11 protein-coding genes are annotated in these 16,623 nt (G+C 36.1%); 3 read left to right on the top strand and 8 right to left on the bottom strand.

All coding sequences use genetic code 11. From position 1 onward, the window contains the following. Positions 1-296: 296 nt before the first annotated feature. On the bottom strand, positions 297-2,783 hold the full coding sequence (locus J7604_RS11415) for a hypothetical protein (RefSeq protein ID WP_293895784.1): 2,487 nt from the start codon (positions 2,781-2,783) through the stop codon (positions 297-299). A gap of 401 nt (positions 2,784-3,184) precedes the next feature. On the opposite strand from J7604_RS11415, the gene J7604_RS11420 reads away from it, so the two are divergent. The 3 genes from J7604_RS11420 (at position 3,185) to J7604_RS11430 (ending at position 8,740) form a co-directional block, all read left to right on the top strand. Continuing rightward, positions 3,185-5,062, top strand: coding sequence for a malectin domain-containing carbohydrate-binding protein (locus tag J7604_RS11420; protein WP_293895787.1), 1,878 nt, complete (start codon positions 3,185-3,187; stop codon positions 5,060-5,062). 240 nt (positions 5,063-5,302) lie between these two features. Next, the gene (locus J7604_RS11425; RefSeq protein WP_293895790.1) at positions 5,303-7,855 is read left to right on the top strand and encodes a circularly permuted type 2 ATP-grasp protein; all 2,553 of its coding nucleotides are present in this window, start codon (positions 5,303-5,305) and stop codon (positions 7,853-7,855) included. 12 nt (positions 7,856-7,867) lie between these two features. Next, positions 7,868-8,740, top strand: coding sequence for a transglutaminase family protein (locus J7604_RS11430; protein ID WP_293895793.1), 873 nt, complete (start codon positions 7,868-7,870; stop codon positions 8,738-8,740). A gap of 186 nt (positions 8,741-8,926) precedes the next feature. Here J7604_RS11430 and J7604_RS11435 read toward each other — a convergent pair whose 3' ends face one another. From J7604_RS11435 to J7604_RS11465, 7 genes are all read right to left on the bottom strand, one after another. Further along, positions 8,927-12,397 (bottom strand): DUF2126 domain-containing protein, encoded by a 3,471-nt coding sequence (locus tag J7604_RS11435; protein WP_293895795.1) that lies wholly within the window; start codon positions 12,395-12,397, stop codon positions 8,927-8,929. Between the two features lie 152 nt (positions 12,398-12,549). After that, the gene (locus J7604_RS11440) at positions 12,550-13,029 is read right to left on the bottom strand and encodes a hypothetical protein (RefSeq protein WP_293895798.1); all 480 of its coding nucleotides are present in this window, start codon (positions 13,027-13,029) and stop codon (positions 12,550-12,552) included. Beyond that, complete coding sequence (locus J7604_RS11445; protein WP_293895801.1) at positions 13,030-13,851, bottom strand: DUF3365 domain-containing protein; 822 nt, start codon at positions 13,849-13,851, stop codon at positions 13,030-13,032. After that, positions 13,841-14,551 (bottom strand): cytochrome c3 family protein, encoded by a 711-nt coding sequence (locus tag J7604_RS11450; RefSeq protein ID WP_293895804.1) that lies wholly within the window; start codon positions 14,549-14,551, stop codon positions 13,841-13,843. Before J7604_RS11450 ends, J7604_RS11445 begins: the two co-directional genes overlap by 11 nt. Before the next feature lie 617 nt (positions 14,552-15,168). Next, on the bottom strand, positions 15,169-16,047 hold the full coding sequence (locus J7604_RS11455; RefSeq protein ID WP_293895807.1) for a hypothetical protein: 879 nt from the start codon (positions 16,045-16,047) through the stop codon (positions 15,169-15,171). Positions 16,048-16,075: 28 nt separating this feature from the next. After that, positions 16,076-16,333, bottom strand: a complete 258-nt coding sequence (locus tag J7604_RS11460; protein ID WP_293895810.1) for a hypothetical protein — start codon at positions 16,331-16,333, stop codon at positions 16,076-16,078. Next, positions 16,302-16,553 carry a hypothetical protein gene (locus J7604_RS11465; RefSeq protein ID WP_293895813.1) on the bottom strand — a complete coding sequence of 84 codons (252 nt, stop codon included), beginning with the start codon at positions 16,551-16,553 and terminating at the stop codon, positions 16,302-16,304. The genes J7604_RS11460 and J7604_RS11465 overlap by 32 nt, the downstream gene beginning before the upstream one ends. Positions 16,554-16,623: the final 70 nt, after the last annotated feature.

Genomic DNA, 16,623 nt, shown 5'->3' on the forward strand with positions numbered 1-16,623 from the left:
ACCACATTTATCAAAAATACATCCTTTATCTACCATATTCTTCAAAATAACACTCTTCCCATAGCGCATTAACAAACAGGACAAAATCACTAAAAATCAAAAAAATAACAAAGATGACTATTATTTTTCAATCTGAGTTTTATAATATTTCTAAAAATATTCCTGTTTATACCCCAATTTATTCTTCTGGAATATTTTCAGTTTGGATATAAAATATAGAGCCATTATTTAATAAGGTTGTAAAATGAAAAAGGCCGGAATCTATCCGGCCTTTCATCAATTCCTTTATAATATATTTATTCTAAGAAAATCTTGGCAGTAAATGAATCCGATTTTAAAATGTAAAACCCACTCATCAAGTCATTAGTTGAAATTTCTATTGTATTATAACCTTTTTCAACTTCAAATTCCTTATTTAATATAAATGAGCCCACATTATCAAATAAAGCTATGCTAAGATCTGCATTCGCCTCACTAAAATACTCTAAAGTTAACATTTGCCCTCTTTTTACCGGAATTGGAAATACTGATACAAATCCGGATGACTCATCACTTAATGACTTTAGCTTTGAATAAATAAATGCCCCATCCAAGTCAACTTCTTGAATTCTGTAATAAACTATCTCATAGCTTGAAGAAATTTTGCTATCCAGATAATTGTAAGACAATATACTACCAGAATTCCCAGCTGCTTTGACTTTCCCTATTGATTCGAAATTTATACCATCAATACTTCTTTCTAGTACAAAATGAGAGCTATTGGATTCTGAAGCTGTTTTCCAGAGAAGCATATTGCCGTTTGATACCTTTTTCACATCAAAGCTCAGAAAATCAACTGGAGCGGCACAACTTTTAGAAGCACATATAAACAATCTGCTGCATGCATTATTAGATCCAACCTGGAATTTCATATTGAAAAGTGCACCTGCCCCACCAAGATTACCGCTAGTCGTTCCGGGATTTCCGTCTATAATACCTGAAATTAACTTCAAAACGTTATTTCCGGTATTATCGGAAATCGGAGTTGTCCATTCGCTTGAGTTTGTAGGCCTCGCCGGAGAACACCCAAATAAACCTACACCTGATGAAGAATTGAGTCTAAGCCAATATTTACCAGGAGTCAAAGTTAAACTAACTGGCATAGTCCTTAATGTATTATTAGCTGAAGCTGTTAAGGGTCCGATAGAAGTAGTATATAAAGAAGTCGCTGCTGGTCCACCTGCATTTCCGGATCCATTCCATGGACCTTTTAATGGATCGTTAGCAAATACATCAAATGTAAATGTAGCAGTACTTCCATAATTAGTAGGCTGATAAAAGTCGAAGGAATTAAGTTCTATTTGTTGATTCACCTCTATCTCAACAAAAGCGTTATTATTGCCAACTGTAGCTGCGCAAGGAGCGCTTGGCATTGCTGCACCCGGATAACTAGACACATCCTCGACATAAAGTCCGGATGGACACCCGGGTGTAGTCCTGTTTGTTGCTGTATAAGCCAAATTTATTGTATTATCGGTATTGGATGGATTAAGAGCTGTTCCTCCTGTTGGCACTGTATACCATTTAACTTTAGATGCAGTTGTTGTAAATACAGCTTTGTCATTTAAATCACAATAACTCCCTGTTCCAGAAAAGGAAGAAACAGGAGAAGTAATGGTAATCTGATCTATAGCTGAACCGCACCCTGTTCGAGATGCTATCGCCTTATATGTCCCAACATCTGTAGCTACATAATTAGAGCCTTTTTCTGTAGGCAATAAAACTCCATCTTTATACCATTCCATAGTAGCTTGAGGTGTGGAAATACCTGAAGTAATCGTAAAATTTATTGGGGCGCACATTTCTTTATTAGAACCTAACTCCATGCTAATCGGTGCATTTTTAAATATCACTGAATCTGTTCTTGGGCAACCTGCAATATATTCATAGCATAAATACAGCTTTGTACCATCAGCAGGAGTTGGAAGTTCGGCATAGGTATTACTTGTAGATAATGTCGTCCCTGCAACTTTTTTCCATGCATATCCATATGTTGCTGGCAAGCCCGGATCTAAAGAATATGGAAATTCAACATTGCAATTATAGATTATATCTGGCAAAGAACTGCTTTGCCCTAAAGAAGAAAGGTTCTTGATTTTATCACATCCGTCAGTAAAGGATATATCATCCAAAGCAAGGTCATTGCTTTGATTCCCTCCTCTGGTATTTATAATTTGAATCTCAATTGTCTTATTAGCAGTTGCAGTGTATTCTGAAAAAAACTGGGTCCAATTATTAGACAAACTATCCGTTTTCACCACCCCTGCATCTTTTCCATCTATAGTAAATTTAAGAGTTGGTGAATTCCTTATATACTGCCCGCCCGGACAAGTCGGACATGCCACATAATTATTGATACCAACATTAGCAAACCAGGCAGAAAAAAAATATGTTTTGCCCGCTTCTACACTAATACTAGTTTTTTTAAATACAACACTTCCAGTAGAAGCATCATTAAAATCAAAAATAAGCATTTTATTTCCGGCACCTGGTGTATGATCTTGCATATTGGCAAAATATCCAGAATTATGATCATTGGGATTTGTACCAATAACAAATTGATCTCCTCCAAGAGGATTGCAACCTGACATACATTGAGTAAAATCATTGGCTATTGTGGTCGCATTTTCAAAAGTTCCTTCAGGAATAAACTCTGTACCTGATTTTGGTGGGCACATCTGAGCATCTACTGAAAATGAACACATTACAAAGAATATCAATATTGGCGATAGAAATTTATTCATATTTTTTATTGATAAAATATTAATTTAGGGAATTTAGGTAAATGTAATAAAAGTTATGGAATAATGCTTTATTTTAAAAAAATCATTAAATAATCCTAATATATTGCCTTGGGAAGCTGCGAAATAAATATCTGATTAGTCAATTATAACCATGTATTATCTCTATTTATTTTAAACTGTTTTATTTATGAGACCTTTTATACACCATTCTAAACTCAAACATTTTCTTAGCTTCTCTTTTACTTACCTGAAATACTGTACTTTACAAATTCAGTAATAATCCGCACGCTTCTAAGGGATCTAAAATTTATTTATCAGCTTTAGAGACCTTGGCTTTAAAATAAATCACCGTCAAAACTTTAAAATTTTCCCCCATAAAACAGTCAAATACCACTAAAACCATGAAAAAAATATCAACTAAAAAATTATTGGCCATACCACTGCCATGTTTTAAGGCAGCTGCATTTATCTATTTCACCTTTATTTCACAAATCTCCCATGGCCAGCAGATAGCAGCATCCTATCCCTCAAAATTCTTTCGATTTACCATAAACTATTATGAATACCTACCTCCTTCTTATTCAAACTCCAGCAACTCCTTTCCATTATTAATTTTCCTACATGGTACAGGTGAAGCAGGGACTGTACTTTCAAAAACACTCGTTCCCGGTGTGCCTCCGAAACTCATAGCAGATGGACAGACAGATGGACTCAACAATTTTATCGTTTTGTCTCCTCAAAGTCCAAGGACATATTGGTACCCTTCATTTATTGATGAATTTATAGAAATGGCAAAAACTAAGTATAGAATTGACATTTCTAGAATCTATGTAACTGGCTTAAGTGCCGGAGGCAGAGGAACCTGGGATTATGCTATTGCCTACCCTGATAAAGTAGCAGCAATCCTTCCCATTGCGGCCGTCACAGTCAATAGCAATGTTTGCAATGCTAAAAATGTCCCTGTCTGGTCATTTCAGGGGGAGAATGATGGTAAAAGCGCAACTTACTGGAACACGGCTTACAACAAATGTAATCCTCCTATCCCAGGCAAACTCACTGTCATCACAGGTGCAGGTCATAACACCTCCCTTTGGGGAACTGTTTATCAAAACCTTCCCCTATCACCATCAAATGATTCTACTGGCTTATATCAAAATGCTGTATACGACTGGCTACTAAGTTACAGCACAGATCATACGACTCCCAATATTTATCCCCTAGCCTTTGCAGGAGAAGATATTTTAACTGAGTTGCCCGTTGACAAAATTGTACTTACAGGTGTAGCATCAGATGAAGATGGCATAATCGAACAATACTCCTGGACACAGATTGCAGGTCCAAACTTGATTACACTATCCAACGGCAATGACATTACAACCAATGCCTATGGCTTTATTGAGGGGGAATACACATTTGAATTCAGAGCTATTGATAATGAAGGTGCCTCCAGTTCTGATCACATTAAAGTTTTTGTTAACAAACCAATTACTGAAGCCTCTATTCTCTATAGAATTAATTGTGGCGGTTCTGAAATTCAAGACTCTATACTAAACTGGTCGTTGGACAAACAGCTTACACCATCTGAATATCTTGAAGCTTCGACGGCGACACTCACCACGGGAAGTGACTACTGGAAAGGGCTTAACAATTCCGATGCACCTAACAACGTATTTGGGAATAACCGCTACTGTTTCCAAAACAATACGACAATGCAGTGGAGTTTCCCTGTAATTCCAGGACAATATATATTAAAACTATACTTTTCAGATGCCGGGAAAAAAGATGGAACCAGGTTGATTAATGTTCAATCTGAAGGAAATGAAATTCTTCATGAATTTGATATCCATAAAACATTTGGTGAGGCCGGTGGACAACAGAATTTTGCTATTGATGTAAATGATGAATCTCTAGACCTAAGTTTATCTGCAACTCTTGGTTCCGCTAAAATAGATGGAATAGAAATATCCCAAAGTGGATCTGCAGCCTTACGAACAGAAGCTTTGACCAATACATTATCACAGTTTTACTTCAAGCATTACCCTGAACCAGTTGAAGAAAGCCTTACAATTGAATTTAATCTCCCTGATGAGGACATTGCCACAATAGAATTATTGGATCAAAAAGGAATACCTATAAAAACACTTTTTAAAGGAACTTCAAATGCTAGCCAATCAGTGAGTGTTAATCTCGCCGATGAAGGATTATCTTCAGGACTATATTTCATTACTTTCAGATCTAATGGTCATAACATTACTGAGAAAATAATGATTAGAAAATAACATTAAATTTATTTCATAATTAATATATTGAGAAGCAAGGCTATGATTTTGAGCCTTGCTTTTTCGATTTAAAAACATCAAATATGCATCAGACCATTCAATCAGATTTTATAAACTTATCCTGAAATCCTTTGATTTTCCTGTGAAGATTAAATCCATCAGAACATTGAGTTATTCTTTTATCTAAATAAAATGTATATTGAATAATTACATCATTCCTAATTACTATAAACCACATTCATGCCTTTAGGTAATACAGAAGAAACAATATTTAAAAATTATATAAGCAAACAGCCTTCGTATAATGAATTACTCGATGAGGATGGGAATATGTACCCCCATTGGAAAGAGTTTTCTGAAGTATATAAAACGCTGGGTTACGAAGAATTCCTTAACAGAAATCAGTATCTTCAAAAGTTATTGCAGGAGAACGGAGTCACTTATAATGTTTATGGAGACCCTACAGGACAAAGCAGAACCTGGAATCTTGATCCTATACCATTTTTAATGGATAATAAAGAATGGAAAAAAATCGAGTCAGGTTTAAAGCAAAGAGCTCATTTATTAGATCTTATTTTTAAGGATATTTATGGTGAGAATAAACTCATCAAAAATGGTATACTACCAGCTGAGCTTATATACAATCATGCAGGTTATTTGAGAGAATGTGCAGGAATTCCATTTAAGAATAGACATGGGTTGATTTTGTATTCTGCAGATGTAGCAAGGAGTCCGGACGGAAACATATGGGTTTTGAATGACCGTACTCAAGCCCCATCCGGATCTGGATATTCCCAGGAAAACAGAGCCGCAATGGCGAGAATATTTCCTGAATTTTTCAATGAAGTAAAAGTTAAAAGACTTTCTTCCTACTTTAACTCATTAAGAAATACACTTAATTCAATTGCTCCAGCGACCAATACTCAACCTCGCATAGTCCTTTTAACACCAGGACCGAGGAATGAAACATACTTCGAACACTCCTACCTATCTTCTTATTTGGGTATTTCTCTTGTTCAAGGAGATGACCTAATGGTAAAGGATAACTATGTATGGATTAAAACAATTGCAGGACTTGAAAAGGTTGATGTTATAATCCGAAGAGTCGATGATATTTATTGTGATCCTTTGGAACTGAAGGAAGATTCTCAATTGGGTGTTCCAGGACTCTTACAGGTAATACGCGCCGGTAATGTAAGTCTTGCAAACCCACTTGGCTGCAGTATTTTGGAAAACCCTGGCCTGCTCCCTTTTCTGCAAAACATCTCTAACTATTTTACAGGAGAAGAGCTTATTCTTCCAACTCTTGCATCATGGTGGTGCGGACAACCACGGGAATTAAAATATGTACTCGACAATCTGAGCTCTCTCGTTATCCGCAGAATATATAGAGACATGGCTACAAGTTCTTCTATAGACGCTTCTTCTTTATCTTCTCCAGCATTAAAGGAGTTAAAGAATCAAATTAAAATGAAACCCTACTTATATATTGGTCAGGAAAAAATTCTTTTTTCATCTGTTCCTTCTTATATAAACGGCAACATTGAACCAAGGAATGTTATGTTCAGAAGTTTCCTTGTAAGTAAAAACGGGTCATATGAAGCTATGGCCGGTGGCCTTACAAGAATATCCTCTGATGCTAAAAGTTTTATTATTTCCAATCAGGCAGGGGGACTCAGTAAAGATACGTGGATCATTTCGTCAGAAAAGACTCGTTCGGAAGAAGCTCCAAAAGATCTGCAGCAACCACAGCGTCATCAATATAACGATGCACTACCAAGTCGAACTGCTGAAAACTTATTCTGGGTAGGAAGATATGCAGATAGAATATTAGCTAATGCCAGATACATGAGAGCTGTTATTCAATACATCAACAGCAAAGGTGGCTTTATTACAGATCAGGATAATCATGCAGAAAAAATTCTGCTCAGTGCCTTAACTCATTATACATTTACTTACCCCGGGTTTACTGATGAGAAAAATATAGAAATTATACAAAATCCATGGACGGAAATTTATGATCTCTTCATGAATGTAGATAGAATCGGTGGCCTCAGATACAATGTACACATGATATTGAGATCCGCTGATGCAGTGAGGGATTACTGGTCTGCAGATACCTGGAGAATATTAAAAAGTTTCGAAGAAAACTGGCAGAATCAACAGACACTTAAAAATCGTCACAAACTGATCAGCTCCCTGGATAATTTGATCACATCCATGGTGGCATTTATTGGTCTTAACAGAGAAAGCATTTCAAGAGAACATGGCTGGCTTCTTCTAGACAGCGGAAGGAAAATAGAACAGAGTCTTCTTTTGATTACTATGCTACGATCACTATTGATTGAGGACCATGGAGCATCAAGTCAATACGATATGATGGAAACATTTTTATCCAGCAATGAAAGTCTTGTAAATTACAGATACTCCTATAAGACTCATATTCAAATGCCGCTTGTACTAGAACTAATGCTATTCGACAATCACAATCCGCATTCATTGATTCATTTACTTGAAAAATTAAAAGTCCACTTTGAGGATTTACCCAAAAGAACCAATGTGCATGAATTACATCTTCATGAAAAACTTATTATTGAAGCCATCACAATCCTTAAAATTGCGAATAAAAAAATTTTAATAGAATCTGATCCTGAAACAAAGGAATACAAGCATCTTGATGGACTTCTTTCGAAATTGCACACTATTATTTCATCTGTTCCGTTTGAAATCTCCAGGACATTTTTCAAACATGCGCAAAGCCAAAAGCAATTATTTTCTTCAGATCTCGCTTAAGCATATTTCTTTATGATGTATAGCATTTCCCATAGAACAAAATATACTTACAATGAACAAGTAAGCTTATGTCAGAATATTGCCAAGTTATTTCCCCGCAATACGGATAATCAGAGTTGCATCAAAAGCGAAATTAAAATTTTTCCAGAGCCTGATGTCTTAAATGAATATGAAGATTATTTCGGTAATAAATCAGTTTATTTTTCTTTACAGAAAGCACATGAAGAATTAACTGTAACAGTTGACTCTCTGATTGAAAAACATAATGAAGTACCCGAGATCTCTTTATATGATCAACTCTCCTGGGAGATAGTAAAAGGTATGTTATACGAACCCAAGCAAGAATATTTTGAAGCTCGTCAATTCATTCAGGAAACAGCTATGACTTCATCTAACCAGGCTATTGTTGAGTATACGCTAAAATCCTTTATTAAAGGGAGGCCATTCATTGAGGCATCTGTAAATTTAATGCAAAGAATTTTCAATGATTTTAAGTTTCAACCAGGATTTACAACTATTGCCACTCCGCCATCAGAAGTAATGAAGCATAAAAAAGGAGTATGTCAGGATTTTGCCCATCTTGCTTTGGCTTGTATTCGTTCTCTTGGTTTACCTGCCAGATATGTAAGCGGATATATTGAAACCATTCCACCAAAAGGCAAAGAAAAGCTTGTTGGTACTGATGCATCTCATGCGTGGTTTTCTATCTTCGTTCCTAACATCGGATGGGTTGACTTTGATCCTACTAACAATATGACTCCTTCCCAGAAACATATAACCATCGGCTGGGGCAGGGATTACAGAGATATTGTTCCTTTAAAAGGTGTTATTTTCAGCAGTGGAAGTCATAAGCTAAGTGTTGAAGTGGATGTAAAAAGGGCATAATCTAACATTCTCATTGTAACTCTATCAATTCATTGTGTTTCTAACTTTTAAAAAATTACACAGAGAGTTCTGATTGTTACAATTTTCTTCTTAGACATTAATTTATTAAAAAAATTTAAAGCTAAGTCCTACTTATCTGAAAATAAAAGGGAGCGACTTCGCTCCCCCATTTACATCCCCTACTTACTAACTTCTGTTAACTTTTCGGTATTTTCTCATATCCAATGTACTTGGATAATCTTTGTTTATCTCAACCACTGGTGGATCATATTTCACAAGCGGAGGTCTATCCTGCTTGATATAATGTGATATAGGAGATAAATATGGAGCAGGCCTCATTACTTCCTGTGTATGTCCATGTTCCCAGAAACGATTTCCTCTCCTTGATTCAGCTTCATAGGTATTGATAGGGAATGTATCATAGCTTCTTCCTCCCGGGTGAGATACATGGTACGTACAACCTCCTACTGATCTGTTGTTCCAGGTATCGACTATATCAAAAACCAAAGGGGTATCGGTTCCAATGGAAGGATGTAGTGCAGATGGTGGTTGCCAAGCTCTATAGCGCACGCCACTTACAAATTCACCCCTTACATCTGTTGGTCTCATTGGCACTCTGCAGCCATTGCACAATAGTATATATCTTGAATTATTTAATCCTTTTAATTTTACCTGTATCCTTTCCAAAGAAGAATCTACAAAACGGGCTGTACCAGAGCTACTCATTTCTTCACCCAACACATGCCATGGCTCAATTCCCATCCTGATTTCCATTTCTATTCCTCTCACCATCACAGACCCATACTTTGGAAATCTGAATTCGAAAAACGGATCAAACCAGGTCATTTGAAAAGGATAGCCAGCCTCATTCAATTCACTCACCACTTCCTTTATATCCTCATATACGAAATGCGGAAGGAGGAATTTATCATGGAGTTCGGTTCCCCATCTTACAAGGTCATACTTGTATGGTTTATTCCAAAAACGTGCTACCAAAGCTCTGATAAGTAGCATCTGCACCATACTCATTTGTCTGTGAGGAGGCATATCAAATGCTCTGAATTCAAGTATCCCGAGTCTTCCTGAAGAAGAATCAGGAGAATATAATTTATCTATACAAAATTCTGCCCTGTGTGTATTACCGGTGATATCAGTAAGCAAATGTCTGAATATTCTATCAACAAGCCAATAAGGAACAAAACCACTTTCAGGCACCTGATCAAAGGCAATTTCCATTTCATACAGTTTCTCATCTCTTCCTTCGTCGATCCTTGGCGCCTGGCTTGTAGGTCCGACAAAAGCTCCTGCAAATAAATACGATAGGCCTGGGTGATGCTGCCAGTAAGCAATTAAGCTTCTCAAAAGATCCGGCCTTCTTAGAAGCGGACTGTCTGAAGGAGTGCTTCCTCCGATAGTAATATGATTTCCTCCCCCAGTACCTGTGTGTCTTCCATCAAGCATAAACTTTTCAGTACCCAGTCGGGAAAGATAAGCTTGCTCATAAAGCGTATTTAAAATATTATTAAGTTCTTTCCAGTTTTTAGAAGGATGAATGTTAACTTCTATAACTCCAGGATCGGGGGATACAACAAGTCTTTCAACCCTATAGTCACGCGGAGGTTCATAACCTTCTATTCTTACCTGCACATTTAATTTTTCCGCAGTTGCCTCTACTGAAGCTACCAAATCCAGATAATGCTCAAGATAGCTAACAGGCGGAAGAAATACATAAAGGTATCCCTCTCTAACCTCTGTACATATAGCAGTCTTTATGATGTCTGTTTCAAACATTGGTTTTATCTCACCCTCTTCATCCTCCGTTTTAACAGCATTGCGGCTTCTTCTGTCTTTTCCGATACTTTTGTTATCCCCATCATTAACTGCTAACTCTTGATGTCTTATTCTCTGAGGAGGAGCTACATGTTCAAAAATTCGCCCATACCTCAGGGCTATTTTCTCATGGTAATTTTCCAAGGGAGGTAATTCTTCAAATAAACTCCTTTCTATTTCCTGTGGTCTTAGACCTTTGGAAACAAAAGCAAGAGATTCGAGAGGCAATCTGAAACCTATAGGAGAATTGCCTGGTATGAGAAACAGGTAGTCACGTGTAAACTGCCATTTGCAGCTTTTCCATTTCCCAGTCCAGTAATTCCATTCTACCGGAAGCGAATAACCAACGGGATTATTCAGCCCTTTATCAAGAAGCGTGGCAAGCGTCCGTCGTTCAAGACTATCTTTAAGATTGTATTTTAGAGGATCTATATTAATAGGTGTCTTTCCTTCTGACCAAAGGAAATAAAATGCATCTTCATATGCCGGGGAAATATTATATCTGCTGACTGCAAGATGCCTGGCAAGTTCTTCCATAAAAATCCTGGAATCTTCAACAGTGTATGTTTTATTGGTCTTTTCGTGAGCTATAAGCTCTGTATTCTTCCAGATAGGATAACCGTCTTTTCTCCAGAAAAGTCCATACTGCCAGCGTGGCAAGGGTTCTCCGGGATACCATTTGCCTTGTCCGTAATGCAACATCCCTTTCGGACCGAACTTTTCTCTAAGCCTGAATACCAGCTCATGGGCAAGCAATCGTTTATGAGGTCCATCTGCTGCCGTATTCCATTGAGAAGATTCCATATCATCAATAGAAACAAATGTAGGCTCCCCCCCCATTGTCATTCTTACATCCCACTTCTCCAGATCATCGTCAACCTTATTTCCCACAGCATTGATAGCAGCCCATTGTTCTTCGGTATATGGCATCGTTACCCTAGGATCTTCATGGATGCGGGTAACTTTATTATCAAAGAAAAAATCAACTTCACATTTATCTGTTGCACCTACTACAGGAGCTGCGCTCACATAGTCTGGAGTACAAGCTAGTGGGATATGTCCTTCCCCTGCGAATAATCCGGAAGTAGGGTCAAGGCCTATCCAGCCTGCTCCAGGAATATACACTTCTGTCCACGCGTGCAGGTCTGTAAAGTCCTCTTCCGGACCAGAGGGACCATCAAGAGATTTTATATCTGCAGTTAGCTGAACGAGATATCCGGATACAAACCTCGCAGCAAGTCCAAGATGTCTTAAAGCCTGTACTAGAAGCCATGCAGAGTCCCGGCAAGATCCAAGAGCCTTTCCTAGTGTTTCTTCACAGCTCTGTACACCTGGCTCCATGCGGATAGTATAATTAATGTCGTTGTTGAGCTTCTGATTAATCATCACCAGAAAATCAACAATACCCATCTCTTTACTTAAATCAAGCTCTCCAATCCACCTTTTTAGCAAAGGACCACTTTCCTTTTTCTCCATATATAGAGAAAGCTCTCTCTCTAATTGCCCTTGATATTTGAAAGGATAAGACTCTGCATATTCTTCCACAAAAAAGTCGAATGGATTTATTACTACAAGATTGGCTATTACTTCCACTTCTATTGTCATTTCCCTGGTCTTCTCTGGAAAAACTACCCTTGCCATGTAATTACCAAAAGGATCCTGTTGCCAGTTGATAAAGTGTTGTTCCGGAGTAATCTTTAGAGAATATGCTTCAATCGGAGTCCTTGAATGCACTGCAGGTCTGAGTCTGAATACATGAGGAGACAGGGATACCAGCCTGTCATAACTGTAAGTAGTACAATGATTAATTGCGACTTTTATTGCCATAAAAACATGAATGAAGTGGTAAGAAAAAAGTATGTTTTACTAAGAAAGAAGAAAAATTCAACTTTACAATATTTTACAATACTATTATTGAAATTCATTAAATCTTACATCTTCCATATCAATAAAGTGCAACAATAAAATATTCATAAAGTTTACTCGAAATAAAAAACTATCCAGATATGATAAAGCGCGAGACTTGAAATTGTTAGTGATAAAAACACATGCGTAATCATCCATATATTATAGAACCATTTAGGTTGGTTTTTAACAATTTCAGAATTGGCAAAACCTAATAGTATATTAGAAAAAAAGACAATGCTAAGAAAGAATAGATATGCAAATCCTAGTTTCATTGAATGTATGTAGAAAAAAATCGGAGATAAAGCACCCAACCATTTATGCAGCTTATATATACTCTTCATTGAAACTGAGCTTACCTTTTTATTTACCCTCACTATTGCTAATACCCATTGAAAACAGACAAATAACATTAGCCCTAGGCCTGATAATCTTTTGAAAGTTTCATTCTGCTGCAACTCCCAAAGATATGACCACCTCAAGTCTGCTATATGCTGAATAAAATACAACATCAAACATATGACACCAATCAACATATATTCCTTCCTTTTCATTTATTTCAAGGAAAGTAGGTATGACAATGTGTATGGAGATGCTATTATATTCACGGAATCCATAAATGACTTAAGTTCTGGAATATAATAACCATCTTTTGGCCATTTGGAACCGATTTCAGGCTTATGCCTTTGCTTAAACCCTTGCACTTCACTAAGGTAAAGAAGATAAGTCTGCTCGACTCCATTTCTATAAGCATTTACCATTTCCTGAACCTCTTGAAACGACAACGAATCCGATGGATAAGTCCAAGTGGTGGCTCCCATCATATCTCCAAGTTCCCAATCTCTTTTCGGAGAATCCTTATGATTGTTATGACAATTGACACAAGTGATTGTTGATGCAAAGTCCGGAAACATGGCTGTATATCTTTTAGTATCATCATCGAAAAAGAATTTAGGCAACCTATCCTTTCTGATTTGATTAAAAAGGTTCTGTTGCTTACCGGAAAATTTATTTGATGGACTAATTGGATAATCTGAACCTAGAAACACCCCTAAAGGAGAACTATGCTTTTCCAGGTTAGAAGAGACGCTTCTTAGAAAGAGCGCGGGCAATGGACCTGCTTCAATACTCTCATTTCTCCAATGCTCATCAAACTTAAAGTTTCGTTTTATCCCCTCTCCTACAATTTCTTTTGTATATAACCTTCTTACAACATTATTTTCCATAGCTACAATCCTGAATGCATCTTCAACGGAGTAAACTATAGCACCTTTTCCTGTATATTCTGGTAATGGAGAAGGAGCCTCGACAAATAGATATACATTTAGAGTAACAAATATTAAGAGAGAGAGGATGAATAAATTTTTATTCTTCATTCTTCAAATCAGTAATAGCTTTATAAATTTTATCTGCTGAATAAGGATCCAGCCCTCCATTGATGTATTCCATTACTTTAATATGGGGAATCGTATCTTTTAATAATACCGGAACCTTCATTTGATGATTACCGTGAAAATCATGACATTGCAAACAGGTATTCCATTGTGCATTTTTTACAAGAACTTTATGAGAAACATCTAAGGGATCCTCTTTAACATCTAAATCATCATGACAATTTTCACAATACTGAATATCATTTAAAGTAACCCTTACTCCCTGATGTTCGCGATGACAGGTTTCACATTTTTCAACTGCTAATTCCGATCTTACTTTTTCAAATCTTGGTTCCATAAACCTATTTACCGGATGCCTGTCATTCTCCCTTTGATGACAATTGATGCAACCTTTATTATCTACATCCATTTTGCCAAAGTCCGGTTCATCCTTTCTTAATGAAAGCAGAAGTTTTGCTTTTGCCTGAAACTGCTGCCTGATTGTGCCTTGGGCATTTTGATGGCACGAGGAGCACTCAAGCGTTTCATGACCTATATTCATTGGACCTTTACATAAAAGCTTTTCATTTGATGGCATTGTCAATACAAGAATCATAAGAATACTGAATACTGATCCGGCTATTCCCCCTATTACTTGTCTTCGTCTGTTTTTATTTACATTCTTTAAAGAAAAAAATTTCATAAAACATCATTCTGAAAGATTTATAAATAGTATATAAGGCTTATTTAAGGCATTCCGGAGCACTGAAAATGCCAATGCAACATTTCTATCAAAAGGTTATTTTTAATCCTCAACACCTCTTTAAAATCGGTCTTAAATTAAAATTTATAGAATAGATTATTATCATTCATTGCGTTATAAAAAAAATAAGTCCGTATTAAAAAATTGAGAATAAAATTTACAGTATTATACATACGTCCCTTAACAAGGAAGCCAATTGATCAGGAAATTCTCTCAGCGATACCGCTCAGGTTGATTTGCTGAGCAATGAAGTCAATGGTTTGAGCCATTGTCTTCTCGACAAACGCTGATGCCTGTGAAATAGCACCGCTGGCATTGTTTCAATAGAGTCGAATACAGAGTTAACAAAGGCTAGTATTCTGTCCCAGTTATTAACTAGGAAAATGATTCCGTTGTATCTCTAGGAATTATAGAATATTTGAATGTACTAACGGATGCCGGAATGTTTTTAATTAAAAAAACTAATATTTTCAATCTTGCTCTTAAGTAATTTAGACTATATCATTTCTACCATAATCCATTTATAAATCATTGAACCAATTGTATAAAAGACTATTCTAGATGAAACTAAAGCCCCCTAAATTTTCTCTCTTTTTTTCTAAATAATCTATCAGCTCTTGAATAAAAGATTTTCCGTCTGATACTTTTATACATCCAGCATATAGAACTAATTCATTTATTTCGTCTGTACTAAATTTATCAAGACTTATCTTAAGAGAATTCAATATCGATTTTTTGAAATTATTATTAGCCTCCCTTAACAAGTTTAGAAGATCAAAGAGGTAATCTTTACTCACAAGTTCTGGTGCAAAAAAGGTATAGAAAAATAACAAGAGGTTAAGTTCGACATACTCTTGTCCTCTCTGATTCCATATATTCTTTGGCAATTGACTGTAACAGTTTGACACCGTGCTTACCAACTCTTCAGCAAAAGATTTTGGCCAATTCCCGAAATAAAATTCATCTATTGAAGTTTCATTAATAATTAGCTGTCCGTTAATTGTTGAATTTTGATGAGGGGTATAATTGGGGTTAATAAAACCCATATTACATAAGCTCTTTATAGCATCCAAAATCTGAACATAATCTTCTTCAGGCTTATTAAAAGCTTCTTGTAATCCATAAATATCAATAACGGTTCTTTCATAAAAATCATGAGAATATATCCAATTAAATATATCCGATGAAGGGACGGAGAGCACTGTATTTGAAAATACAGAAGAGAATGCTATTAGTCTATAATTTCGATTGGATAATCTACCAAATAGAGTCGGCAAAGAATTGCATTTTTTCAAATCGTCAACATCACACAGAAAAAGACTTTTTTTATCTATCCCAATCTTTAATGAAAGTGTAGATTTAAATAAATCAAATGCCATTGAAATATCTCCGACTTTTAATAGATAATTCACTTTATATAACTCGATATTTTTCATTTATATAAGGCCATTACTGGTTTTCCAATTAAAATTCCTTTTGCCTTTTGACATCATTAATAAAATGGTGCATTTGTCCCCTATAAAGCAAATACTCTTTGGGTCTGCTAATAGCAAATTCACAATCTTTTATAGCTTCCTTCCCCCTGACATACCATTGCTCTTGGTCAATTCCCAATTTATCTCCTCCATTTTGGATTACTTTATATAATTCTAATAGTTGGTCACCAATTATCCTTATTGCCGTTTGGGCTTTATCTAAATGTAATGCCTGTGTTTGTCTCATGAACCCAACCTAAATATAATTCAGCCGCAACTGCACTGTTATTTCTTCCGTCTCCTATAACAGTTAATGAAGTTGATCCAAGATGTTTCTCTAATTGATCTTCAATTTGTTTTTGAATTATTAGTAATGGAGTCTTGAGATCAAAAGCATCATAAATAAAATCTTTTAAGCCAAATTCATTAGCTACGGATATAATTTTACTTTTTAATTGTTCAATCAATGCCTGTAGTTTGGATGCAATCTGGTCCTTAGATTTTACTACATTACCTTTTGAAGCATTAAACCAATCC

Source organism: Sporocytophaga sp. (assembly GCF_017745095.1).
In the GTDB taxonomy this organism is placed as follows: Bacteria; Bacteroidota; Bacteroidia; order Cytophagales; family Cytophagaceae; genus Sporocytophaga.